Raw genomic sequence first — 25,002 nt, 5'->3', positions numbered from 1 at the left:
ATATAGAGGACTCCTAGACATGAAAACCTTCTTCATTGTGCTGGCGCTGCTTTTGTGCGCCAGCACGCAGGCGGCAGCGGCAGACGTGCAAATTGACCTTCCCTCGCACGTGGAAATTGAGAAAAAGTCGGATTTGAGCGCGGCAATGCTCAAAAACCTCCTCGGCGATGTTTTGACCAATGTCGCGGGCGACATTGAAGATTTGGCAAACTGGACAAATCCGTATGCCGGATTGATCGTTTCTGTTCTCGCAACGCTCAATTTAGCTGCATTGACGTGTTTGTCAGCGCTAATTCTTTATATGTGGGGCATTTTCTCTGTTTCTACAGCGCATGAAGGCAAAAAGTTGGGTGGTGGCACATATAACAGCTTATGGGTTCCGGTGCGCCATGCGTCTGCATTCGCGTTGACCGTTCCAGTTCTTAAAGGGCTTTCTTTGCTGCAAGTGGCAATTGTCGCCTGCATTTCGCTAAGTATCAATCTTGCTAACGCGGTTTGGGATGCAAGCGCAAAAATCCTTGCTGAAACAAGCCAAAATATCGTTTCGTTGACAAGCAACACGCTTTCCGAGGAAGCGTATGCATTTCTCCCCACGATGTTTTCCGCTGCCGTTGTGCAAAATTTAGACGAACTGCAAAGAAGTTCGTATTGGGAAACAACCCCCGAAACAAGCGAAACAATTATCAGGGCCTCAAAATACTATGTTGTCGAAAAAAAGGACAACAGAATTTCGCTTTATGCTCGAAGCATTCAAGGGACTGACAAAGGGATGCTTGGGAGCGTTTCCTATGCTTATCCCGCCGGGGATGACGAAAAATCTTCTCTTCAACGGCAAATTGCGGATGCGCGTATTGCAGCAGCAGAAACGCTGTGGGAAGGAATGCGGGGCATCGCGAGTCAATACATTGAGTCTGACAATGCGCTTGCTTCTATCGTCAAAATCACCCGGGGCAGCACGTCTGCCAAAAATTATAAAGATTTAATCAAGGAGTACGTTACAAACGTCACGGAAACGACAAAAGAGGCCGCTTCAGCTTATTTGTCAAACAACGCGGATTGGCAAGCCAAAGTCAAGAAAGCACTTGATTTTGACGGAACAACGACGAAAAAAGGGTGGTTTGGGGCCGGGTTATACAATTTTTCGGTCGCGTCGCTTCAAAGAGATGCAGACGACCTTTTGTTAGTCCATCCCGAATTTTCGGTCATTGATAACAGCGCTGTCAAAAAAGTGCTTTCGCCTGCCGGTTGGCAGGTTTGGACCGGAATCGCGAACGCGGGGTGGAGTCCCGCAGCAATTGCGGCATTTGTCAACTCTGCCGGCTATTTTTCATCCAAAATCCTCGAAAACTACTCATACACTGCATCAGTGCAAGCAGACGGAAAAGGGGGAGGTTTACAGGGCTGGATTGAAAAAATCGCATCAAAGCTCGTTATGAGCAATGATATGGCCGGTGGAGATATTGGCGATGTTGGCATTTTGGCCGGGGTTTTGAGGCAATTTGAGTCAAAAGACCCGTTTGTTGTGATTGCAGCGATGGGAAACCGCTTAATCAGTGCGGGATATGCGGCATTTGGCACAGCAGGACTTTCCGGCGTTGCTAGCCTGATTGTCGGCTTCGCCGACAAAATTCCAGGCGCAAATGGAATCCTGGGCGTTTCGTCGATGATTACGAGCGCGGCGTTCGTGATCGGGGCCGCATTAGTCACTTGCGGCGTCGTTTTGGCTTACATTTGTCCAATAACCCCATTTCTGTATTGGATTCGGGCATTAGTGACGTGGATTTTTCTTGTCGTGGAAAGCTTGGTTGCGGCCCCTTTTTGGGCATGTATCCACGCTTTACCAAAGGGGGAAGGGTTTGCCGGCGAAGCGGCCCGAAAAGGCTATCTTTTGTTGATTGATATTGTAATTCGGCCGGTCCTGCTCGTTCTAGGAACCGTTTTTGCAATTGCCGTCGTCCGTGTGTGCGGGCACATGTATTATGTCCTGTTTTCTGCTTGGTTCGTCTCAAATGGCGAATTCATCAAAATGGGGCTGACCGCGAACCTTGTCTATACAGTTGTCGTCATTGCGTCGATGTACGGCTTGATTGTGCTCGTTTTTACCAAAGGCATCGGCTATTTGCCGTCCCAGATGTCGAAATGGATCGGAAGTGCTCAAAGCGGAGGCTTGGGCGACGAAAACGATATGCATCAACAATCCGGGCGTGCAGTTGCGATGTTTGGGGGACATGTGACAAGTCTTGGCAACATGGCCGCAAATCGGCTCGGAACTGGTCCTAGGCCGCAATTGCCAAAGGAGCCGGGGAAAGAAGACAAAACAGGGAGCAAAAAAGGGGAAATTGGGCCGGGGATGGCTCAATTGCCGGCCGGTGGGCCGAAAAACGGTGGCGGTGGCGGTGGCGCGGCGGCCAAGCCCGCCAGCCCGTCCCGCCCCGGTGCGGCGGGTGAGGGGATCATGGGCAATGCGGGCCTCGGCGAAGCCCAAGGCCAAGGCCAAGGCCTGGGCCAGGGCGGCGGCGCAAAGCCGGCCGGGACAGCGACCAGCCCAGCCCCGGCGGCCGGTGGCGACCTCGGCCAGGGCATCGCCGACGCCGGCAGTGCGGCGGCCAGCGGCCAGGATCAGGGCCAAGGCCAAGGCCAGGGCATGGCCGGCGGGAAGTCCAGGGCGGCTTTCGAAAACCTCCTGGGGCCGGGATTGGCTGGATTAGACAAGAAAAACAGCTAGTTAGCCTGCCGACAAAAGAAAACACCAAAGAAAAAGGGGGCCACGTGGCCCCCTTTCCTTTTGTCATTTTGTCATTCTGTCATTACCCAATAATTTCGGAGACTTGGAATAAAAAAAGGCCCGGGGTGGTTAGCCCCGGGCTGTCTATGTAAACGCGCATTTTGTCAAACGAAATCAGGTGTTTGACTGCTTTTGCGCGAGAGGGATAAGGGGGGTGGCGTTAATGTAAGCATAAGACAGGCCCGAGCCACCGTAAGCGGTCATGTCGATAGCCGGCAGATTCGGGAGAGTTTCCCCAATGATTGCAATAAGTTCGGGAAACTCGGCAGGGACGGGGCGGCCATCGCACAGAAGCCAGCCTTCCATACCCCCGGGGAGCATGCGGGGGTCGGTCGAGTGAATAATGACGCCGATTTGAAGGGGGTTTTGTTGATATTGAGACTGTGCAAAAGCGGGGATGGCGGCGACGATGGACAGCAGGACGGCGAGGGTGGCGATGATGCGGGGCATGATGTGGCTCCTGGGTTGATGTTGTAGAGACAATATATGGGGTTTTGGTTGGCGTGTCAACAGTTATTGTACGGCACGGATGTACGTACGCACGTAACTATGAATAGGCGCAGTCTCGCTAGAGCCGTTGTACGTACCAGTTGTCGGTTGCACTGCTGCAATGCCAGTGATTGTACCGCCGCTTGTGACGCCGCTTGCAGAGTTATACGTGTTGTTGTAGTTGCCGACTCCCACGGTGGAGTTAGGTGCTGATGTCATAGTTGCGGCCTCTGACTCGCCAGTCCAAACGTAGTCAAAGTTTTGTGGTGCGGCTGTACCACTTACAGTAGCAGCTTGGCCGGGTACTTCTACAGTATGAGAGCGTATAGAGTCGGCTACTGTAGTGCCTACGCGGCTTGCATCTGTTGTACTACGTAAAAATTGGCCGTTTGTGTAGTCTGGAACGTTGGGGCCGACCATCGAGCGCAATCTGTCGTATTTAGCGCCGACAGGTATAGCTTGACCGTTACATTCGAGCCAGTTTGGGAGATTGGATGGGGGTATGTTACTCGGAAATGACATAAGCGAGCCAACAGGTATAAGTGGGGCCGACGTGGAGACTGTAGGCAAAACTTCCTCGCGCGAAAGGTCGGCGGACGTGCGGCGGACTTGGGCGTCGGCGATAGATGCAGTCAAGATGAGGGCGGCCAGGGCTGTGATGCATGAGCGTTGCATAAGTGGCTCCGGGGTTATTTGTTGAGATACGGATATTATATAGAGGATTTATGGGGAAAAGGCAAGAAGTAAAGTTGTTTTGGAATTTGTGCAATGAATGCTTTTTTAGGACGGGTTTTTTCTCTGGCTGGGCGGGTTTATTCTTGGGAATGCTCGGTTTTGCTTTAGATTGCGTAGTAATGTCGGGTGTTTGCGGGGGGAATGCTTGGGCTGGGTGGGGAAAGGCGCGGATGGTGGGGGCCGGGGGGGGCGGGCTGTTGGCTGTTGGCTGTTGGCTGTTTGGCTGTTCGGAATCCCCGGGGCGTTCCCCCGGGGATGGCTCTTGGCTCGGGGCTGTTCTGTCGGGGCTTTTTCCCTCCCCCGAGGGCGGCTGTTTGGTTTTTAAGAGTTCGGGGGGATGAGGTGGTTTTTCATGAAAAAGGGGTTGAAACATAGAGGTGGCAAACAAATAAGGTTTTTGGGTGGAAAAATCGGGTTGAAAAATTCGGAAATTTTGGGCCGGGCTGGCGGGATAGGGCAAAGGGTGGGCTGGCGGTCTAGGAGGGCTGTGGCGAGCGATTTGAAGGGGTGGCTAGATGAAGAGGTTTCCTGGCGGCTCGCGCCGCCAGGAAACCTTGACTGCTTCTTCGTGCGGGGGGGGCAGGAGCGAACGCAGGGGCAGTCAAGTTTCATGGGTGCGCCAGCACCCATGAAACTTTCTTGAAGCATTACAACTACTTAAATGAAAATTTACAAATCCCTATAAATATCAAGCATTTATCCTCGATTAAGTTCGACTCTAAGAGAATACATAAGAGCCAAATTCCTCAAAACTTTTAAAACAGGGTTTGTATTAGAGTCGAACTTAATCGGAGTTAAACACTTGTTTTTACAGACTTTTCCTTGAAAATCCATTTTCTAACTACCTGAATTTATTGAAGCCCGCCAGCCCGCCGCTTGCGCCCCAGGGCAACGAACGCCCGATCCGCCCCGGCCGCCAGCCTTGGCGCGCCTCGTTTTTGCTGTCGTGCAACAACCGGCAAGCCGCAAATTTTGGCTACCTTTTTAATAATTGTCGGCCATTCTTTGTGAGTCCACCTTAAAACAACCTCTTTCCCGTCTTGTTCGTGTTTTTCAATGCTTTTGAAGTCTTCTTCATCAAAAAGTCCGTATTCCCCCGCAATTTCTTGCGTCAAACATTTTAGCTCTTTTGCAATCGGGATTAACAATTCAACGGCCTTTTGCACTAATTTGTCACGTTCTCCGTCTCTTTGCGCCTGGATGTGTAAATCTGGCCTTCCAAAAGCTTCGGTCGGGAAATAGTTCCCCGTCAAAATGATGGTTGTTTCATGGTTAATAGGCCGAATTCTGTGAATTGATTGAATCAATTCACGCAATCCTTGCCTCGCAATCCATTGCTCATTCACATAGCCGAAAAGTTTTATTGAAATTGGTTCAAAGTCAATCGGCGACACAAAAGGCGTACCGATTGCAATTACTGCATCGCAATCTTCAAATTCATTTAATCCCCTGTTTCCGTAATAATGAGTATTAACGTATTCACGGCTCGGGTCAATCTCCTTTGCGATTTTTAACAAAACATCAGACAGGTCTTTGAAGGTTAATAAAAGCACTTTTTTATTAGTCTTTTTTAACTTTGCAATAGATCGGCTTAAAAGACGACGAATCCTTTTGTCATCAGGCCTTTTCTTACTCAATGCGCTTTTCGCGAGATAGCGCGCATCGCGGGAACCTAATGATTGTTCAAAAAACACTGTATATGTTTTTTGAAGCATTGAATCAGCTTTGACAAAATCGAATTCGCAATCAAAAAGCGCCCTAAGCTCTTCTTCGTCGGCGGTTCCATCCAAAACAACAAGCCGTGATTGACCGAATTCCATTTTTTTACGCTTGACAATACGAAAAGCAATGCTTTTTTGGGTTTTGTCGTCTTCATCTGGGTCTTTTGACTTGATAGTGATTTCTTTCGCTTCAATATATGCATCATCTTCAGAAAGCCCCAACGCGGCTCTGAAAAATTCAAATTCAAGACCGTTAATTGCCGCTTCTGAATCTTCGTAGATTTTTGCCAACTCGTAAAATTTTATGATAGCCTCGGCGATGTCTTTACCGTTGATGCCCAAATTATGAACTGGACACTCTTCACGAGTGATCCATTGATTTTCACGCCATTTTTCTTCCCAGCTTTGCTTGTTTGGTAAATCAGAATGAATAAAGGCCGGCATTTCGTTCCGTTCTGGCGTCGGCACGAACTCGGGGTATTTTTCTTGAGCAATTAAAATCCCTGTCTTCTTTTGATCGATCAAAAATGCTTCTTTTTCTAGTTTGTATTGCTTTAAACGAGCCTTGTTGATTTTTGGCAGGCCTTTATTGTATTCTTGATTTTGTTTTTCTCTTTCAACACAAGCGCGACGATGCTTTATTGAGTCTGCGTCAAAAAAGACTTTCTTTAATGCTTCCCAAGCCCCGGATTCGTTCATTTGCGCAACATGTTCATTGCTAACGCATAAAGGCATTTGTATATAGTGCTTTTCTCCAATTTTTAGCATGTTGTTATTGATAAAATTAGAAAGTTTTTTGAACCATTCAGTCTCTTGCATTCCTTCTTGCAAAAGCCGAAAATTATTGAGCGTAATCGAATCACTAGAAACAAACGCCGGCCTGGGCGTCTCATCAATCAAAATCTCGTCAAATCTTGTGCTATTGTCCAAAACTTTGCTAATAACGAAGGGCGAAGCATCATGTGTGCCGGAAATTACGCCGTTCTCATAACTATCAAGCTGTGCAAGATACCAACACCTGTCTTCGCCTGTTTTCTTTTCGTCGCATCGCTTGATACAAACTGTTTTGTAAACAGATTGATTTAAAGCCATTGCGACTCTACAGGCATTGAAATGTTTGCAATTGTCCTCATTTCTTGCTTCGTAGCGAATTGTATTATGAATTTCTTGCGCATAAAGCACTTGTTTTAGTGCTGCATCGGTTTCGTCAACAACTTTGTTAGTTGGAGCAGCATATAAAACAGTTCTTTCTTGTTTACACAATTCTTCGATACGTTTTTTGATTGTCGTTGTCTTGCCGCTGCCGGGCGTAGTCGCGATAACTACATTCCGACTGCCGGAAACGGCGTCGCTCATGGTTTTTCTCACTTCAGAAAGTGGAATTTTGGGATACTCGAATTGCTGGATTGTTGGGAATGTGATTTTCTTAATATAATCGACTTCAGGCTGGCTTTTTGGGGATTTTTCAGGCTCTTTTGGAGTTTCGGTAGGGATAAACGAACGGCACGGTTTCCCCGGCGAGACAATAAAAAAAGGCGCATCGTCGCAACGCGGCGATGCTTCAGCTACTTCTGGAACCTCTGAATTGTAGATAGGAACAAATTGATTCCAGAAATTAGCGTCTAGCTCAAAATCTGGAACAAAATAGTCTGTAATAACATCAAAAATTTGTAGGCCCATACATTTTCCCCTTGACTTCCTGCATCTGGGGGACTATGAATGGGCTAACACGCTACCCATTCATTTCCCTGAATGGCCCCGCGACGGCGAATCGCGGGGCCTTTCCTTTGGCCGCTACTTCTTGCCGAGCTTTGCCTTTAACATTTTGATTTTATGCATTTTTTTAAATGCCTCTACGTCCCGGGCATTTTGCTTTGCTTTCTCGGCTTTCTTCGCTCGCGCGATGTCACGAGCGAGAGCCGGGGCGGGGTAATATGTCCCGTTGTCAACAAATGACCAAACTCCCGGCTTATCTAGCGTATAAATCCGTGCATCATTCCCCGGCCGAACTGGATTTTCGCAGTTCATCCCATGGAATTTTTCTTTATTCTCCATGATTTTTCGCCAGCTATACGGTCCAATTTCCGTATTTATAATGGTCCCAGCATCAATTTTGCCTCTTTCGACAATGTTTGTACGAAAAGACCTTGGCGCTTTGTTTTCCGTTGTTTTTGGCGTCTGGGGCTTTGTCTTTCTTGGTTCCGGCTTTACAGCTCCAGCCGGCGCACATTCCCAAAGCCGTGCCCTGGCCTCTTCATCGGCGGCGGCATAAGCTTCTTCTTCATCTTTTGATAAAGATGGCGCGGCATAACGCAAATTAACCGGCTCGGCGCTTTCATTATAATAACGTGGTTCCAGGCGCTTTTGCTCAAGCGGTGGAATACAAACAGCGCTCGTGTAATCAATTTGATTCTTTCGCCCGGTTGCTTTGTCAATCAATCCATCCGGCTTAATTTGTGCATCTTTTGACCATTTGTAAAAATTGTCGCCATTTATGATAGCTCTTTTGAAAATGGATTCAATTGCGCGCCCAATGTGTGTTGCATTTGTGACTAGAAAAACAACGCGATATTTACCGCCGCCTCGAAGCATTTTGTCTTTGTGATAAATATATGTAGATGTGGAGTCGTAAACAGCATGTGGCGCATAGCGTAAAGCTGGCGCTGCTTTGTAGAGTTTTTCAAGCGCTTCGGCTTCAGGCATAGGATTGTCAAAATCCAATGCTAAAATGCCCGGACGCCACGCATAATCAAAAAAAAGGCCTGTTCTCGCGATAATTGGAAGGCCATTTGCAAAATAAGCTTCTTGTTCTTCAAAAGTTTTGGGTTTGCCCTTTTTGGGGTTCCAATTGCTCAAATCCCCGCAAGCGGCTTGGTATTCGCCGTCCATGATGATGTTTGCAATGTCATAATCGCAAACGCTGTATTGCAAGGCTTGGTTAGTCAATCCGCTCAAGCGGATATTTGTATAATCTCGCAATGAGTAGACGCCGACTTTTTCGGCTGTTCCTCTGTAGACGTTCAATTTTTTATCGACCCTTTTCACTTCTCCTTTTTCGAGATAAAAGGCTTTTGAAATAGGGCTTTCGTTGAAAAGGCACGTGAATTCATAGGGCCAAGGCGTGCCAAGTTCTCTTTTGTGAGCCTCGGCGTCGTCGTAACGATCTTCCAACGCTTCCCAAAAAACGCTAAAGGCTTCGTTTGAACAAACAAAAGCCTTTTTCTCGGAATCGTAGACAAAATCTTTGTCAACGCCGGAATAAGTGAGAATTTGGGAAGGATGGCGAAAACCGGGGATATTGACCGGCTTTTGGGCCTGGGGTGTGAGAAGTTGCATACTACGCCCCCTCGCCGGCCGGGGCGGCGGCATTGGCCTGGGCTTGGGCCTGGGCCTGGGCTTCGGCCAGGGCCTTGGCTGCGGCCTTGGCGCGGGCTTCGGTCTTGGTCGGACGGCCTCGGCGCTTCGGAGCGGGGGCGGCGGGCATGATCGTATGTGCTGATTTTTGTTCAGCAATCCAAGCGTCAACGTCTTCGATCCGCCAGCGCAGCCGGCGGCCTACTTTGAAGGGTTGGGGAACTAAGTGGAAGGCTCGGCGGTGGACAGCCACGGCAACGGCTCGGGCTGTGCTGCCGATGCGTGTAGCAAGCTGTTCTGTGCCGAGGATGGCAGCAGAATCAATGTCGATCGCGGCGGTGGTAGTAGTGGTGGCGCGCATAGTCGGCTCCTGTCCTGCTGACAGGTGCGCGCGAAGGCGGGAAAAACAGAAAGACCCGGTCTTCGCACGCACTGCCAGCAGTCCCCCCAAGGGGGATTACTGACAGGGTATGCCGACCGAGTCGCGTTGCGGATGAATTCGCGAGTGCTCGTCGTGAACAGGGCGGCCCCTGTGAAGTTTGCCGCCTGTGCCGGGTATTCTAGCCGCCCAATACGGCCCGCTCTAGCCAATCCGCGAAGCCAATTTAGCTCGACATGGGTCGGCCCGTCAAGTGATCTTGTGTAATTTCGGATTTCGGGCTAGTTTTGGCTCCGCTGCACTTGCTGCACTTTTGCTGCACCGGCTGCGAGGATTTATGTGATCTGGGGTAATTTCAGGGTTTCACGTGAGGTCACAAATTCCTTAAATTTCTTGAGGATAGTTGGTAATGTCGGGGCGGGGCCTGGGTTTTGTTTCGGACTTCAAATCCGGTGTGTGGTCGAGAGGTCACAGGTAGGTTCGACTCCTATACGCTTCCGCCATTGCAGGTTATTTCCAACCTCCTGAGTGGTCTTCAGTCCACGTTGCCCCTTCCTTATGGTTTTCTGGCCAACGCCTGCCCCGGTATCCTGGCGGCAGGTCCCTACCTATGACGTGAGCCGAGAGTTTGAGGAGCCCCATGACCAAACCGCCTGCCGATGTGGCCCAACGGGCCAAGGTCTTCAAAGCCCTGGGACATCCCAGCCGCCTGCTCATGGTCGAAGCTCTGGGCCGAGGCGCGCTGTGCGTGTGCGAGTTGCGCGATCTTGTCGGCTCGGACGTCTCCACGGTCTCCAAGCATTTAAGCATCCTCAAGGAAGCCGGCATCGTAGCCGACGAACGCCGGGGAACCAGCGTTTATTATTCCCTGCGACTGGGCTGCGTCACGGGTTTCCTGTCCTGCGTTGAACATTTCTTTGCGCAACAAATTGAAGAACAAATTATTTATCTCAAGGACTTGCGGCAACAGTCAGGGAGTTGACGAGGCACGTGGAGCCATTTTTGTCTTGCCTTGATAACACGTATTTTCTAAAATCCGTGTCATAGACAATCGGATACCGGCCCGAACCGGATCGTCCCGGCGGGCTTGGCTCCACACCGTGCAACAAGGCGGCACCACCATGAACGACGGCGCGAAGGCACAAGAGGTTCTGGAAACGGCCCCCGGCCAGGCGGCCGGCGAAAAGACCCGCAACCGCTACGATCACATGGAATGGGCCGGCGCGTTTGGCGACATCGGCACGCTCATTCCCTTTGTCGTGGCCTATATCACCATCCTCGGGATCGACCCCCTGGGGCTGCTCTTCATGTTCGGCGCCTGGAAGATCGCGGCCGGATTGTTCTACAAGACCCCCATCCCCATCCAGCCCATGAAGGCCATCGGCGCGGCCGCCGTGGCCGGCGGCATCACCCCGGCGGCGCTTTTCGGTTCCGGCCTGACCACCGGATTGTTCTGGCTCGTCATCGGCCTCACCGGCACCATCGACTACGTGGCCAAGCTCGCCACCAAGCCCGTGGTGCGCGGCATCATGCTCGGCCTTGGCATGTCGTTCGTGGTGGAGGGCATCCACCGCATGGTGGCCGAGCCGGTGTTGGCCGGCATTGGGCTGACCGTTACGTTTGTGCTGCTCTCCAATCCGAAAATCCCGGCCATGTTCGTGCTGCTGCTGATCGGCGTCGTGGCCGCGCTCATCGGCAATCCGGCCCTGTGGTCGGAGCTGACCCAGGTGAGCATTGGTTTCCGGTTGCCGGAATTCGGCTTGCACCAGATGACCTGGAACGATCTGGTCACCGGCACGCTGCTTTTCACCCTGCCCCAGATCCCGCTGACCCTTGGCAATGCCGTGGTGGCCATCGCCGCCGAGAACAACGAACTGTTCCCGGACCGGCCCGTCACCGAGCGCACCATGTGCCTAAGCCAGGGCATCATGAACATCATTTCTCCGCTGTTCGGCGGCGTGCCCATGTGCCACGGCGCGGGCGGCATGGCCGGCCACGTGCGTTTTGGCGCGCGCACCGGCGGGTCGCTGGTCATCCTTGGGTCCATCGTCATCATTATCGCGCTCTTTTTCAGCCAGTCCGTGGCCGTCATCTTCAAGATGTTCCCGCCCTCGATCCTTGGCGTCATCCTCTTTTTGGCCGGGGCCGAACTGGCCGTCACCGTGCGCGACATAGGCAACAAGCGCGACGAATTCTACACCATGATCGTGGTGGCCGGGTTCGCCATGTGGCACATGGGCGTGGCCTTCGTGGTCGGCGTCATTCTCGACAACGCACTGCGCCGCAAGTGGATAAAGCTCTAAACGAACGGTGATCCCGGGCCGGGGATTTTTCCCCGCCCCGGTCTGGAAGCGTGGGGCCGCTGCAGTCAGATTCCCCGTCTCGCTGCAGTGCCGTGGAATCAACTTACTGGTTCCAAAAACGCCCTGGAAAGCCAATCATCACCTGCTGCAACGAAAGGCGGATGCGGCCGTAGGCGTTGTGGCGTCGCTTCTTCAGCCACTGTCTCGCCGCCCGTCGCCATAGTCTCGTTGCTCCGCACCCATTTTCCTACGGCAGAGCCGCAAAATCCCCCTTGCCGGGCGTCGGGGATTTTGCTATTTGGCCTTTTGACCAAATAGCAAATCAAGGCCGCTGCCGGCCGGGAGTGCCAACCATGCCGCACAATGAGACAAGCACAAAAGGATCCTGCGCCTGCCCTGGGGGTGCATCGGGACAGATCGCCGCCGCAGGTCGGGGCTGGCCCGCGCCGCGCCGCCTGATCCTGGGGGCCGTCGGGCTGGCCGCCTGGTTTTATCTTTACGGCAAGCTGCTCGGCATCGCCCAATTCCTCACCTACGACATCATAGGCCTGGAGCGCGGGTCGCATCTTGGCGATTCCGTCGAGTTTTTCCTCTACGATTCCCCCAAGGTGCTCATGCTCTTGACCCTGGTCGTCTTTGGCGTCGGCATCATCCGCTCGTTTTTCACCCCCGAGCGCACCCGCCGCATCCTGGCCGGCAAACGCGAATCCGCCGGCAACGTCATGGCCGCGCTGCTGGGCATCGTCACGCCCTTTTGCTCCTGCTCGGCCGTGCCGCTTTTCATCGGCTTCGTTTCGGCCGGCGTGCCCCTTGGCGTGACGTTTTCCTTTCTTATCTCCGCGCCCATGGTCAACGAGATCGCGGTGGTGCTGCTCTACGGCCTGCTTGGTTGGAAGGTTGCGGCGCTGTACATGGCCATGGGGCTGACCGTGGCCGTGGTGGCGGGCTGGGTGCTTGGCCGGCTCAATCTGGAGCGTTACGTCGAAGACTGGGTGCTGGCCATCCGGGCCGGCGGCGGCGACGCCTCGGTGACGGACCTCAGCCCGGACGGCCGCATTGATTACGCCCTCCAGGCCGTGCGCGACATCCTGGGGCGCACCTGGAAATGGGTGCTTTTGGGCATCGGCGTCGGAGCCGGCATCCACGGTTACGTGCCCGAGGGCTTCATGGCCGGCGTCATGGGCGAGAGTAACTGGTGGTCGGTGCCGGTCTCGGTGTTGATCGGCATTCCCATGTATTCCAACGCCGCCGGCATCGTGCCGGTGGTGGAGGCGCTGCTGTCCAAGGGCGCGGCGTTGGGCACGGTGTTGGCCTTCATGATGGCCGTCATCGCCTTGTCGCTGCCGGAGATGGTGATTTTGCGCAAGGTCCTCAAACCGCCTTTGTTGCTGGCGTTTGCCGGCATTGTCGGCTGTGGCATCCTCATCGTAGGCTATGTCTTCAACCTGATCCTGTAGGAGGTCCGTATGCGTTTCCTGGCCCAACTGTTCCCGGAGTTCGCGGCGAAACTCGACGAGATGGACGCGCTCTATGCCGAGAAGCGGCTCATCGACGAAAAGACCTACCAGTTCATCTGCTTCGCGGTGTCGGTCAAGGCCCGGTCCAAGCCCTGCGTGCTCAAGCACTTCAAGGGGGCGCTGGACGCCGGGGCGAGCCTGCAGGAGCTGGCCTACATCCTGGCCCTGGTTATGCGCGAGGCGGCCGGCGCCGACGACTGCTGGACCCATGACGTGCTGGGCGACGTGGCCGACATCGTGGCCGGAAAAATCGACTGCGGCTGCCAGAAATAGCCGCCAACAAGGAGCCAATCAATGTTGATTCAGGTGCTCGGCACGGGTTGCGCCAAGTGCAATGAGCTGGAAAAGCTGGTCAAGGACGTGGTGGCGGCCAAGGGCTGCGACGCCACCGTGGAAAAGGTGACCGACCTGCAGCAGATCGCCATGCTGGGCGTCTTCGTAACGCCAGGCCTGGTCATCGACGGCGCGGTCAAGGCTGCGGGGAAGATGCCCACGCGCCAGGAAATTGAAGGGTGGATTGGGTGAGAATGGGACGCCATTTCGCTGGACGCGGCTTGATCCTTGATGTGGCTTGGCCTCGGATCGTATTTTCAACGCGGTGTTTAATCCTTGCCAGGTGTTAACATGACGAGAAAGGGCTGATTTCGAGAGTCCAGCTGAATGCCTGTGGATTGGCCTAGGGTTTTCTTGGACACCAACTTGGCGGTATAACTCTGCCGCACGGGAGGTGTCGTATGCAGAGAGAGGAAGGGGCGCCCAAGCGATTTTGGGCGCGTCACAAGACCCAGGCCGTGCTGCGGCAGCTTCGAGGCGAGGACATTGACTTGGTGAGCCGGGAGTTGGGGGTGACCGCCGCGACGCTGTCCCAGTGGCGCGACACCTTCCTAGAGGCCGGGGAATGGGTCTCAAGCCGCTACCGGCAAGGGAATCCGTTGAAGTCGGCCGGCTCCGGGAGAAAATCGGCGAGCAGGCCATGGAAAACGAGCTGCTTCGCGAGAAGATAGCCCGGCTGGAGCAAAACCGCCCTTTGGCCCGGGGGAGGTCGAGGAAATGAGCCAAGCCGCCTCGGCCTCTACAGGGAAGAACTACGGGCTGGCGCTGATCTGCCGTGTCTGGGCGCTCCCTTGTTCCACGGTATACTGGCGACGTCGGCGCGTGGTCGAGGCTGTTCCTGCCAAACGACGTGGCCCTCAAGGCGGGCATAGCGATGCGGTCCTGGTTGAGCGCATCAAGGCCGAGATTCGGGAAAGTCCTTTTCACGGCGAGGGGTATCGAAAGGTCTGGGCTGGCCTTCGGGACAAAGGAATCAGGACTTCCCCGGCGCGGACGTTGCGCCTCATGCGCGAAAACGCGCTCTCGACCTACAAGCCATCTGGCCGGCCGTCATGGCCCCAAGGCCCATGACGGGACGATCAAGACCCAGCGGGTGGACGAGATGTGGGGCACGGACATGATGGCAACGCTTACCGTCGCGGAAGGCAACGCCGCCATATTCTTCGCCATCGATCGTTGCTCACTGGAATTGGTCGGCATCCATGCCGCCAAGCGTGGCACGCGGTTCGAGGCCTTGGAGCCGATCCGGCAGGGTGTGCGTCACAGTTTTGGGACTTTCGGCCAGGATGTGGCTCGGGGGCTGACCTTGCGGCACGACCACGGCAGTCAGTTCATCGCCGAGGATTTCCAGCAGGAGATCGCCTTTCTCGGCATTGAGGACTCGGCGTCCTACGTGCGCGAGCCTCAGGGCAACGGCATCGCCGAACGCTTTGTCCGTATCCTCAAGGAAAATCTTCTCTGGTTTCGTAGCTTCCAGACCGTTGAGGAACTCCGGCTGGCGCTTTTGGCCTTCAAGGAAACCTACAACCGCAAGTGGCGGATCGGGCGGCACGGCTACAGGTCGCCGGCTCAGGTCAGGGAAAAGCAGAAAACCGAAGTCGCCAGGGCGGCATAACTTTAAGGGTGAAACTGTCCAAGAGACCCTAGACCGCTACACTTGGGAAAACCATTTTGGTCTAGACCCCATGCCACAAATAGCATATGGAGACATTCCTCTCGCGGCCTGTAAGGTTTAAAAATGAAAATGCATTTGGGAGTGAGTCATGTGTTGGAATTGTAAGCCATGAACAGGCGATCGCAACTTCTAGAGTTGCCTTTTCTTCTCCTGTATGGCGGATTTATATCAGCGCTAATTGTCCTCGTTTATTGTCGCTCTCATTTTGTAGTAATCTACGCCCTCGGCGTACTGAGCTGGTTATTTTTATCGATGTCTCAATCATTGCCTATCAGGACCTACTTTGGACTTTTTGTTGGGATTTTTCTGAATGTTTTGGCGATAGGAGACTTGACTTCTGGCCTTCTTTTCGAAGCTAACGTGGCTTTTGAAGCTTTACACAACAGAACTGTACATGCTCTTATTGATGGCCGTGAAGTAGTTAAAATATGGCTTCTGACAAATGGATGCAGTCTATACCCTGATATGCAGGATTACCCGTTCCTGGTTACCCTCTATACGCCGATATATCATTGTCTGGCCGCAGTCATCGCTTTGTTTGCCTTGGGCAATAATGTTGTTTCCGCTGGCCATCTGGTCAGTTACTTTGGCTGGCTGATGCTCCTTATCGTCATGGTCTGGATCATCCGCCGGCAGACGCAGAACTTGTTTTTCGCCCTGACCGTCCCCCTTGCCTTTGCCACCAGTCCCTATCTCACAGGATATATCCTGCATATCCGACCGGATTTGCTGGCTTGGTGTCTTGCTTTCGCGGCTGTAGGCCTCTTTGCTACCAGGAACCAAGCCGACAACACCAGTTGGCCTGTGGCGACTGCCTTGATTTTGACCGCAGCACTGTTCACGAAACAGCAAACCATGGCCGTGTGTTGTGGGCTGGCAACGGCCTTTGTGGTCAAGGGGATACGGTTCAAAACGTGTCTGCGCCTGACACTGCTCGTTGGCGGCGCAAGTGTTGTGTTGGCTTTGGCGCTCCACTGGGCGACAGGCGGAACCTTTCTGATGCATACCGTCTGGTATCCGGCAAAACTGGCGGCCGATCCTTCCGTCACCAACCTCGCCAACGCTTGGCCGAGGCTCTTGAGTTTCGTCCGGGCTTACCTGGGCTTGATTTTGGTAAGCCTTCTGGCTCTGGCTGACGGTTTGCGACGCGGCAAACTGCATCTATTCGACTGGCTGGCCCTGGTCCATCTCCCGTTTCTCGTCAAGCTGGTCAGCACTTGGGGCGCGGACAACAATTATTTTATTGGAATGCTCATTATCCTGACGCTTCGCGCCGGGGTTTTCCTGGCGGACTTAGCCACGACCATGCCAGCTTGGCGGCGAGCCATGGCTTATGCTCTCCTGCTGGCCCTGCTGCCCTTGAACCAATTACCTTGGGACAGGACCAAAAGCACTTTTCCCACAGCCATGCCGAACGAAGTGGAGGCGCTGCTCGAGGAGGCAGGAGAAGGCCCCATCCTCATTAATGCCGAAGGAGCCGCTCCCTTCCTTGCATCCCTGGGGAAGCAACTCCGTTTTTTTGATGGCACGGAAACGCGGTTCTTCGAACAAGTGGGGCTATGGTCGTTTCATCGATCCAGAATGGCAGCGGATATTGTCAGCCGACAGTTCTCCGCCATCGTCCTGACCCCGACGTTTCTCGACCCAGAAGTTGTGCGTTTCGTCAACAGCACCTATTTTTTATCTAAGAAACTTTCGAATTGCTCGATCTATCGTCCTCGGCCTGGCAACCAATATTTACTCACCGAACCGGGAGGGCAGATCGAAAGCGTCCGGCCGTATTTGGCTGTGTCCCTCGTCAGTTCCTCGGGGCTTCAAGCAGGTAATGAATTTGGGGCGCGTTTCATGGGCCGGGCCGAGAAAAGCGAAAGGGGCACGATCATCTACGCCGTCACTGCGGAAAAGTCGGTACAGATAGCCCGCCTGACCATCTACCCTAAGGTTCCAAACCTCGGATCAGACAGCTGGGTTGAGGCTGCTTGGTCAAGCGACGGAGTACTCTACCATCCTTTCCTTCGGTATGAGGGTTCCGTTTCGGATAATTCTACAGCCCTTTTCGAGCCGCGCCTGGAGGGCTCCTTTACCCCTAAGAGTGCCGAGTTCACCATCCGCCTCACTCTTTTCGGTTCAGCTAGACTTTGGACCGGTGACAATACTCCTATGTTATTATCTCTAGAATGATAAAGATTTTAAAATCCTGCAGAAGGTCAATTAAGCCAAGTCGTGGGGATCTAGCCCCGGACTGGAACCACCGTTGCCTCAGCGGGGCGGGGGGCGGCCGTCCCTTGTGCAACCGGAAACATAGTTGACACTTTGAACCGGGAACATGGTTGACAGTTCACTCGATTATTCTTGCTACCGGGACCACATGTTGTGGCTCCCGGGCAAGTATTCCTCGGTTCGTACCTCCGCCCCCCCCCCGAAGGGTTTAGGGGGAGACGAATGCCGAAAGCGTAAAAAGGGCCGCGTGGTTAATCGGCGTAAGCCGATGGACCGCTCGGCCCTTGTCTTGCGGGGAAAGGCGGCCGCGCCGCTAGTCCACCCCTAAAAGCGCCTGGGCGAAATCCTGGCCGTCAAAGGGCCGCAGGTCTTCCATCTTCTCGCCAAGGCCCACATAGGTGATGGGCACCGCAAACGACAGCGCGATGCCGACCACCACGCCGCCCTTGGCCGTGCCGTCGAGCTTGGTCAGGATGATCTCGTCCACCCCGGCCGCCTCGCCGAAAAGCTTGACCTGCGACAGCGCGTTCTGGCCGGTGGTGGCGTCCAGCACCAGCACCGAGCGGTGGGGCGCGCCCGGATGCTTCTTGCCCACCACCCGGTGGATCTTGCGCAGCTCTTCCATGAGGTTGGTCTTGGTGTGCAGCCGGCCGGCCGTGTCCAGGTAAACCACGTCGAAGCCCTCGGCCAGGGCCTTGTCCATGGCCTCGAAGGCCACCGCCGCCGGGTCGGCGTTGGCGCCCTTGCTGTAAAAGTCCGCGCCCACGCGCTTGGCCCAGATGTGCAGCTGCTCGATGGCCGCCGCCCGGAAGGTGTCGCCGGCGGCGATGAGCACCTTCTTGCCGCGCATCATGTCGCGGTGGGCCAGCTTGGCGATGGTGGTGGTCTTGCCCACGCCGTTGACGCCGATCATCATGACCACTTCGGGCGGATTGATGGCCTTGATGGTCTTGGGCGTGCGGAAAATCTCGGCCAGCTCCTCGCGCAAGATCTCCTTGAACACGGCCGGATCGGTGGTTCCCCGCTTTCTGACCTTGTCGCGCAGGGCGTCCAGCAGCTTGGCCGCCGGCTCGAAGCCCACGTCGGCCATGATGAGGATCTCCTCGAGCTCTTCCCAGAAGGCCTCGTCGATGACGGCATGGCGGCCAAGCAGGCCGTCGATGCGCTTGACGATCTGTTCCTTGGTCTTGGCCAGCCCTTCGGAGAGCTTGAGGAAAAGCCGGTTGCGCTCGTCTTCCTCGTCTTCGAGGTCCAGGGCCAGGGCCAGGCGGTACTGGAGTTCGGAGCGGAACAACTCCACCTCGTCGTACTCCATGACCGCCACCCAGTCGGCGAACTTGGCGACAAAGGCGTCGGCCTCGGCGCTCGGGGCTTCCAGGCTCTCGAACAGGAACCGCAGGCGCTCCCACAGGACCGGCCCGGCCACGTCCACGTCGGCCAGCAGCACGTCGAGCCAGACGGACAGCTTGGGTTCGGCCTGACGCAGGGCCAGGACCAGGGCGTTGCGCCACGGCGCGTCCTCGGCTGCGGCGGGGGCGGCCGGAGCCGGGGCGACGGAAGTCGGTTCGGGCGCGGCGACAGGCTGGGGCTTGGGCGTGGAGACAACGGGTTCGGCCACGGCGGCGATGGCCTGCGCCTCGGGGGCGGGAGCCGGCTTCGATTCAGGCGCGGGAGCCGGTTCGGACGTGGGTTCCGGCTGCGGCGTCGGGGCCGTCCCGGCCAGCGGTTCGGCCTCGGATGCAGGAACGTCAGGCTGGATGGCCGGCGTTGCTTCGGCCTGGGGGGCCGGCCGGTCTTCAGACGAAGGCTCTGCATCGACTACGTCGTGATGCGGCATCGGGGCCGCTGCCTGGGGCGCGGCAACGGGTTCCCGGCCGGGGGCCGGTTCGTGCTGGGACGTGCTGTCGGCCGGTTCCGGCGCGGCGAGTGGTGAAAGATCGGTCACGAGTTGAGCGGCAACCTGGGCTGACGGCTCGGCAGCCGGAGACGATGCTGCCGCATCGGCGGCGACAGGCGCGACTTCGTCAACCGGAGCAGAAGCCTCGGCCGGAGCTTCGGCGGCGGGTTGAACCGTGGCTTCCGGGGCGTTGTCCGCCGTCCAGAATTTCTTGAGCTTGGAAAAAAAACCCATGGGGCGTGGTCCTTCTGTGCGAAAGGGGGTTGGCAAACCGGGCGCGCCGGACGGCGCGGCCAAAAAGTATAACTTTTAGGCTCCCTGGAAGCAACTCTTGCGTGGCGACACACGTGGCGACATCCTTTCCCGCTGTAGCCACAGCGGCGGCCTGGGCCGAAGGCCGCAATCCGCACCCAATCCGTCGCCGCCAAGGGGAGCCGGGCCAAGGCCTTGACTTCCGGGCCGGCCATGACAAACTTCGGAAACGACATTCCCCGGGCCGCGCGGCCCGACACTTTTTCCCTCGCGAGTCCCCATGGCCCGAAGGCTTCTTTGTTGCCTCGCCCTGCTCCTGCTGGTTCTGGCCAGCCCTGCCCGGGCTGAGAAGATCCGCAAGAACGTCCTGTTTTTTAATGCCTACCAAAACGGCTACCAGTGGTCCGACGAGATCCTGGCCGGCGTGCGCGAAGCCTTCGCCGCCTCGGACTTCAACGTGGACCTGCAAATCGAGTACATGGACTCGAAAAAGTACGCCGACCCCGTGCTGCGGGCCATGCTCCACGATTTCTACAAGCTCAAGTACCGCAACACCCGCTTTGAGGTCATCCTGGCCTCGGACAACTACGCCTTCGACTTCCTGCGGGAATACCACGACGAACTGTTTCCCGGCACGCCGGTGGTCTTTTGCGGCGTCAACGACTTCAAGCCCGCCTGGCTCGACGGCCACCCCAACTTCACCGGCGTCCTGGAAAACCCGGACATCAAGACCACCCTGGAACTGGCCCTGCGCTTTCATCCCGGCCGCGACAAGCTCGTCATCTTCGGCGACACCTCGGTGACGGGCGTGGCCATCGGCAACCAGCTGCGGGCCGTGGAGCCGGACTTCGCCGGCCGGCTCACCTTCGAATACGAGGACAACCTGACGCTGACCGGCATCCTCGGCCGGGTCCGCGATCTGTCCGACGAGGCCATGATCTTTCTCATCCCTTTTTACAAGGATACCGAGAAGGACGTCTATTCCGTCAACGAGGTCCTCTCGGCCATCCGGGCCAATTCCGACGTGCCCATCTACAGCGCCTGGCAGTTCATGCTCGGCCACGGCATCGTCGGCGGGCGGCTGCACAGCGGTTTCGAGGAAGGCCGCATCGCCGCCGAGATGGCCGACAGGCTCCTGCACGGCACGCCCGTGGCCGAGCTGCCCATCGTCTCCAAAACCAACGACACGTTTATCTTCGACTTCCGCGAGATGCTGCGCCTGGGCATTACCACGGACAAACTGCCTACCGGCTTTACGCTCATAAACGAACCTTACCCCTTCTACCACATCAACATCGCGGTCTTCTGGACCATCATCATCAGCCTGCTCATCCTGTGCTACGTCATGGTCCTGCTCGTGACCAACATCCTGCGCCGTCGTTCGGTGGAGGAAAAAATCAAGGACCAGGTGTCGTTCCTGGAAACCCTGGTCAACACCATCCCCATTCCCATCTATTATAAGGACGAAGCCGGGCAATACCGTGGCTGCAACCCGGCCTTCCGGGCGCTTTGCGGCGCGGGCGACGATCCCCGGACCGTGGACGCCTGCGCCGGAGTGGCCGATTCGCCGCTGTCGCGCGCCCTTGACGCCGAAGACGCCGGGCTTTTGCGCGAACCCGGCGTGCGCATGGCCGAAACCGACATCGAAGCCGCCGACGGCACGCCCCACTCGGTCATCCTGCACCGGGCCGTCTACGAAAGCGCCAAGGGACAGATCGCCGGGCTTGTGGGCGTGCTCTACGACGTCTCGGAACTCAAGCGTGCCGCCGAGCGCCTGCGCCTGGCCGAGGAGAAATACCGCGGCATCTTCGAAAACTCGGCCCTGGGCATTTTCCGCATGACCCCCGATGGCGCGGCCGTGGACGTCAACCCGGCCATGCTGTCCATGCTCGGCGTCGACGATCTCGATACCTTGCTGCGCCGACGGGGCGACATGGTGGAGGTGCTTTTCGGCGGCCGGGAGCGCTTTACGGCGCTGATTGACTCGGCCGTGGACGAGGACGCCACGGCCCAGTTCGAGACCCGTTTCGTGCGGCCCGACGCCCGCCAGGTCACGGCCAACGTGACCATCCGGCTGGTGGCCGACCCGGAGGGCTATCTGGCCTTTGTCGAGGGCGTGGTGGAGGACGTGACCAAGCGCCACGAGGCCGAGCGGGCCCTGCGCGAATCCCAGGAAATGCTGCGTCTGGTCCTCGACAACATCCCCCAGCTTGTGTCCTGGAAGGACAAGGCCCTGCGCTACATGGGGGCCAACCGGGCCTTCATCGATTTCTTCGGCTTTGACGGCCTGGCCGACCTCATGGGCCGCGACGACGCCGCCTTGCCGCTTCGCCCCGAGGACGTGGACGCCGTGCGGGCCACGGACATCGACGTCATGCACCACAACCGCCCCGTCGCCGGGGAGCTGGCCGCCCGCAACGTCCGGGGCCTGGACGTGCTGCTCGAAATCAAGAAGGTGCCGCTCCACGACGACAGGGGGGCGGTGGTCGGCGTCCTGTCCACGGCCGAGGACGTGACCCAGAAGGTCAGCCTGGAGCGCCAGCTGCTCCAGTCGCAAAAAATGGAAGCCATCGGCACTCTGGCCGGCGGCATCGCCCACGACTTCAACAACATCCTCACCTCCATCATCAATTCCACCGAGCTGGCGCTCATGGACATGGACCCGGACGATCCCATGGAAGACGATCTGCGCCGGGTGCTCAAGGCCGGCGAGCGCGGCAGCCGGCTGGTCAAGCAGATACTCTCCTTCACCCGCCCGTCCCAGGCCGGGTTCGCGCCCATCAACGTGGCCGACGTGGTCAACGAGGCGGCCGGGCTGATCCGGGCCTCGCTGCCGCGCAACATCAAAATCGTGGTGGAAACCCCTGACGCGCCCGTGGCCTGCCGGGCCGACCCCACCCAGCTCCACCAGATCGTTATGAACCTGTGCACCAACGCCTTCCAGGCCATGCGTCCCACTGGCGGTGTCCTGGCCCTGAGGCTGACTGAGGACAGCCTGGACGAGGATCAGGCTGGGCAGGTGGGAACGCGGGCCGGACGTTGCGCCCGCATCATCGTGGCCGACACCGGCCCGGGCATTGCCGGCGACATCGTGGACAAGATCTTTGATCCGTTTTTCTCCACCAAGCAGAAAAACGAAGGCACGGGCCTGGGGCTGGCCGTGGTGCGCGGCATCGTCAAGAGCCACCGAGGCGGCGTGCGGGTAACGAGCGCCCCGGGAGAACACACCGTCTTTGACATCTTCCTGCCGCTGCTCGACGAGGGCGATGCGCCGGCCGCCGTGCCGCGCCCGGCCGCCAACCGGGGCCGCGACCGCATCCTTTTTGTCGAGGACGACGAGGACCAGCTCCTGACCATCCCGCGCGTCCTGGCCCAGCTCGGCCACGAGGTCACGGCCAAGCCCGGAGCCGCCCCGGCCCTGGCCGCCCTGGCCGAGGCTCCCGACGCCTTCGACGTGGTCATCACCGATTACGACATGCCCGACGCCAACGGCCTGGAACTGGCCAAACAGGTGGCCGAGATCGCCCCCCGCCTGCCCGTCATCCTCGTCTCGGGCCGCATGGGCGACATCGAGGACCGGGAACTGGCCGGCAACATCAAAAAGGTCGTGCTCAAGCCCTACAACCAGGCGATCATCTCGGCGGCCATCCGCGAGGTGCTCGACGCCAAACCCCAGACGATAGCCGCATGAAATCCGTTTGCATCATTGACGACGATCCCGAGGTCCGCGACACCATTGTAAGCCTTACGCGCAAGCTGGGCCTGAGCAGCGAGGCCGCCGGAGTCCTGGAGGCCGGCATGGAACTGCTCGCCCGCGAGAGCTTCGACGTGGTCTTTTTGGACGTCCGCCTGCCCGACGGCAACGGCCTGGCCGCCCTGCCGGCCATCAAGCGGCTGCCCGACGCGCCGGAAGTCATCATCCTCACCGGCATGGGCGACCCCGACGGCGCGGAACTGGCCATCCAGGAAGGCGTGTGGGACTATCTGGTCAAGCCCTCGCCCATCAAACAGATCATGCTGACCCTGCAAAGGGCGCTCAAATACCGCGAGGAGCGCCGGGGCGACCATGGCGCGCCGGTTTCCTTGAGCCTTTCCGGCTGCATCGCCGCCAGCCCCCGGATGCAGCCCTGTCTGGACCAGGTGGCCCGGGCCGCCGCCGCCTCCGCCGCCGTTTTGGTCACTGGCGAGACCGGGGCCGGCAAGGAGCTTTTCGCCCGCCTCATCCACGCCAACAGCGGCCGGGCCAAGAAGCCCTTCGTCACCGTGGACTGCGCTTCGCTCACCGAAACCTTGGTTGAGAGCACGCTTTTTGGCCACAAGAAAGGCGCGTTCACCGGGGCCGATGCCGACCGGGTGGGGCTGGTGCGCCTGGCCGACGGGGGGACGCTGTTTCTGGACGAAGTGGGCGAAATGCCGCTGTCTCTCCAAAAGACCTTTCTGCGGGTGCTCCACGAAAAGACCTTCCGACCGGTGGGGGGCATCGAGGAACTGCGCAGCGATTTTCGCCTCATCGCCGCCACCAACCGCGACCTGGCCGCCATGGTCGAGGCCGGGACGTTTCGGCGCGACCTCTACTTTCGCCTAAAGACCATCGAACTGGCCCTGCCCCCCTTGCGCTGCCGGGTGGAGGACATCAAACCCCTGGCCCTGGCCGCCGCCGACGCCCTGGCCGCCGAATACGCCCTGCCCCAGAAGGGCTTCGACGCCGAATTCATGGCCATCCTGGAAGCCTACGACTGGCCGGGCAACGTGCGCGAGCTGCGAAACGTCGTGGAGCGGGCCTTTCTGGCCTCGGGCCGGGAGAAAACCCTCTACTCCATGCACCTGCCCCAGGACGTGCGCATCAAGGTGACCAAGTCCATCCTGGAGCGCGGGATGCAATCCTGCAACAGGCCCGTGACGTCCCTGGCCTCGGGGTTTGGCCTTCCAGTGGAACCCGTGGGCCGGCGCACCCTCAAGGAATACAAGGAAGCCATGGAGCGCCGCTACCTGGAAGGCCTGCTGGCCGAACACGGCCGCGAAGTGGCCGCCATGGTGGAGATTTCCGGCCTTTCTCGATCCCACTTCTATGCCTTGCTCAAAAAAAACGGCCTGGCCGTCCCCGACCAGGACGCGGCCGGGGAGTAGCTTGGGAATTCAGGCACAAACTCGCCGACAAACCGGTTATCAAAATTCAGTTGTCAGATTCGCCCCCTCCGCCCGTCCAACGCCACGGCCCATGCCCGGACGCCCGGTGCAGGTGGTTGCCAGTCGTCGCCTGGACGTAACGGCTTGCCATTGCTCGCCACGCCACAGCCGTGTCGTCTTTTTCAGACTGTTCAAGTCTGAATAAAGCCAGACCC

14 protein-coding genes and 1 pseudogene are annotated in these 25,002 nt (G+C 57.1%); 10 read left to right on the top strand and 5 right to left on the bottom strand.

Features of this window, described 5'->3' with window-relative positions; all coding sequences use genetic code 11:
- Positions 1-19: 19 nt before the first annotated feature.
- A complete protein-coding gene (locus tag C3Y92_RS09780) occupies positions 20-2,725 on the top strand; it encodes a DotA/TraY family protein (protein WP_129352066.1) in 2,706 nt (901 codons plus the stop codon).
- Positions 2,726-2,899: 174 nt separating this feature from the next.
- Here C3Y92_RS09780 and C3Y92_RS09775 read toward each other — a convergent pair whose 3' ends face one another.
- The 4 genes from C3Y92_RS09775 to C3Y92_RS21150 all read right to left on the bottom strand — a co-directional run bounded on the left by C3Y92_RS09775 (position 2,900) and on the right by C3Y92_RS21150 (position 9,445).
- Positions 2,900-3,235 carry a phage tail protein gene (locus C3Y92_RS09775; RefSeq protein ID WP_129352064.1) on the bottom strand — a complete coding sequence of 112 codons (336 nt, stop codon included), beginning with the start codon at positions 3,233-3,235 and terminating at the stop codon, positions 2,900-2,902.
- Between the two features lie 1,625 nt (positions 3,236-4,860).
- Entirely contained in the window at positions 4,861-7,410 is a 2,550-nt protein-coding gene (locus tag C3Y92_RS09765) for an AAA family ATPase (RefSeq protein ID WP_129352059.1), read from the bottom strand.
- 114 nt (positions 7,411-7,524) lie between these two features.
- Positions 7,525-9,066, bottom strand: coding sequence for a hypothetical protein (locus C3Y92_RS09760; RefSeq protein WP_129352057.1), 1,542 nt, complete (start codon positions 9,064-9,066; stop codon positions 7,525-7,527).
- 1 nt (position 9,067) lies between these two features.
- Entirely contained in the window at positions 9,068-9,445 is a 378-nt protein-coding gene (locus C3Y92_RS21150; protein ID WP_165352035.1) for a helix-turn-helix transcriptional regulator, read from the bottom strand.
- 658 nt (positions 9,446-10,103) lie between these two features.
- On the opposite strand from C3Y92_RS21150, the gene C3Y92_RS09755 reads away from it, so the two are divergent.
- From C3Y92_RS09755 to C3Y92_RS09720, 7 genes and pseudogenes are all read left to right on the top strand, one after another.
- Positions 10,104-10,445, top strand: coding sequence for an ArsR/SmtB family transcription factor (locus C3Y92_RS09755; protein ID WP_129352055.1), 342 nt, complete (start codon positions 10,104-10,106; stop codon positions 10,443-10,445).
- 139 nt (positions 10,446-10,584) lie between these two features.
- Positions 10,585-11,766 carry a putative sulfate/molybdate transporter gene (locus C3Y92_RS09750; protein WP_129352053.1) on the top strand — a complete coding sequence of 394 codons (1,182 nt, stop codon included), beginning with the start codon at positions 10,585-10,587 and terminating at the stop codon, positions 11,764-11,766.
- 353 nt (positions 11,767-12,119) lie between these two features.
- Complete coding sequence (locus C3Y92_RS09745) at positions 12,120-13,223, top strand: permease (RefSeq protein ID WP_129352051.1); 1,104 nt, start codon at positions 12,120-12,122, stop codon at positions 13,221-13,223.
- Positions 13,224-13,232: 9 nt separating this feature from the next.
- Positions 13,233-13,556 (top strand): carboxymuconolactone decarboxylase family protein, encoded by a 324-nt coding sequence (locus C3Y92_RS09740; RefSeq protein WP_015860694.1) that lies wholly within the window; start codon positions 13,233-13,235, stop codon positions 13,554-13,556.
- 21 nt (positions 13,557-13,577) lie between these two features.
- A complete protein-coding gene (locus C3Y92_RS09735) occupies positions 13,578-13,808 on the top strand; it encodes a thioredoxin family protein (protein WP_129352049.1) in 231 nt (76 codons plus the stop codon).
- A gap of 209 nt (positions 13,809-14,017) precedes the next feature.
- Positions 14,018-15,231 (top strand): annotated as a pseudogene (locus tag C3Y92_RS21835) (IS3 family transposase).
- A 168-nt stretch (positions 15,232-15,399) separates the two neighbouring features.
- Positions 15,400-17,472, top strand: a complete 2,073-nt coding sequence (locus C3Y92_RS09720; RefSeq protein ID WP_129352043.1) for a hypothetical protein — start codon at positions 15,400-15,402, stop codon at positions 17,470-17,472.
- 352 nt (positions 17,473-17,824) lie between these two features.
- Here C3Y92_RS09720 and ftsY read toward each other — a convergent pair whose 3' ends face one another.
- A complete protein-coding gene (ftsY, locus tag C3Y92_RS09715; RefSeq protein ID WP_235669675.1) occupies positions 17,825-19,642 on the bottom strand; it encodes a signal recognition particle-docking protein FtsY in 1,818 nt (605 codons plus the stop codon).
- Between the two features lie 298 nt (positions 19,643-19,940).
- Here ftsY and C3Y92_RS09710 point away from each other — a divergent pair, with 298 nt between their 5' ends.
- Both C3Y92_RS09710 and C3Y92_RS09705 read left to right on the top strand, forming a co-directional pair.
- Entirely contained in the window at positions 19,941-23,351 is a 3,411-nt protein-coding gene (locus tag C3Y92_RS09710; protein WP_129352041.1) for a PAS domain S-box protein, read from the top strand.
- Positions 23,348-24,787, top strand: a complete 1,440-nt coding sequence (locus C3Y92_RS09705) for a sigma-54-dependent transcriptional regulator (protein WP_129352039.1) — start codon at positions 23,348-23,350, stop codon at positions 24,785-24,787. The genes C3Y92_RS09710 and C3Y92_RS09705 overlap by 4 nt, the downstream gene beginning before the upstream one ends.
- Positions 24,788-25,002 lie beyond the last annotated feature (215 nt).

This window comes from Solidesulfovibrio carbinolicus, assembly GCF_004135975.1.
Lineage (GTDB): Bacteria > Desulfobacterota > Desulfovibrionia > Desulfovibrionales > Desulfovibrionaceae > Solidesulfovibrio > Solidesulfovibrio carbinolicus.
This window is presented reverse-complemented; position numbering and strand designations above follow the sequence as displayed.

Bases quoted from the DNA above. Each gene is read 5' to 3' on its own strand.
- C3Y92_RS09780 (WP_129352066.1), top strand. From the start codon at position 20: ATGAAAACCTTCTTCATTGTGCTGGCGCTGCTTTTGTGCGCCAGCACG.
- C3Y92_RS09775 (WP_129352064.1), bottom strand. From the start codon at position 3,235: ATGCCCCGCATCATCGCCACCCTCGCCGTCCTGCTGTCCATCGTCGCC.
- C3Y92_RS09765 (WP_129352059.1), bottom strand. From the start codon at position 7,410: ATGGGCCTACAAATTTTTGATGTTATTACAGACTATTTTGTTCCAGAT.
- C3Y92_RS09760 (WP_129352057.1), bottom strand. From the start codon at position 9,066: ATGCAACTTCTCACACCCCAGGCCCAAAAGCCGGTCAATATCCCCGGT.
- C3Y92_RS21150 (WP_165352035.1), bottom strand. From the start codon at position 9,445: ATGCGCGCCACCACTACTACCACCGCCGCGATCGACATTGATTCTGCT.
- C3Y92_RS09755 (WP_129352055.1), top strand. From the start codon at position 10,104: ATGACCAAACCGCCTGCCGATGTGGCCCAACGGGCCAAGGTCTTCAAA.
- C3Y92_RS09750 (WP_129352053.1), top strand. From the start codon at position 10,585: ATGAACGACGGCGCGAAGGCACAAGAGGTTCTGGAAACGGCCCCCGGC.
- C3Y92_RS09745 (WP_129352051.1), top strand. From the start codon at position 12,120: ATGCCGCACAATGAGACAAGCACAAAAGGATCCTGCGCCTGCCCTGGG.
- C3Y92_RS09740 (WP_015860694.1), top strand. From the start codon at position 13,233: ATGCGTTTCCTGGCCCAACTGTTCCCGGAGTTCGCGGCGAAACTCGAC.
- C3Y92_RS09735 (WP_129352049.1), top strand. From the start codon at position 13,578: ATGTTGATTCAGGTGCTCGGCACGGGTTGCGCCAAGTGCAATGAGCTG.
- C3Y92_RS09720 (WP_129352043.1), top strand. From the start codon at position 15,400: ATGAACAGGCGATCGCAACTTCTAGAGTTGCCTTTTCTTCTCCTGTAT.
- ftsY (WP_235669675.1), bottom strand. From the start codon at position 19,642: ATGGGTTTTTTTTCCAAGCTCAAGAAATTCTGGACGGCGGACAACGCC.
- C3Y92_RS09710 (WP_129352041.1), top strand. From the start codon at position 19,941: ATGGCCCGAAGGCTTCTTTGTTGCCTCGCCCTGCTCCTGCTGGTTCTG.
- C3Y92_RS09705 (WP_129352039.1), top strand. From the start codon at position 23,348: ATGAAATCCGTTTGCATCATTGACGACGATCCCGAGGTCCGCGACACC.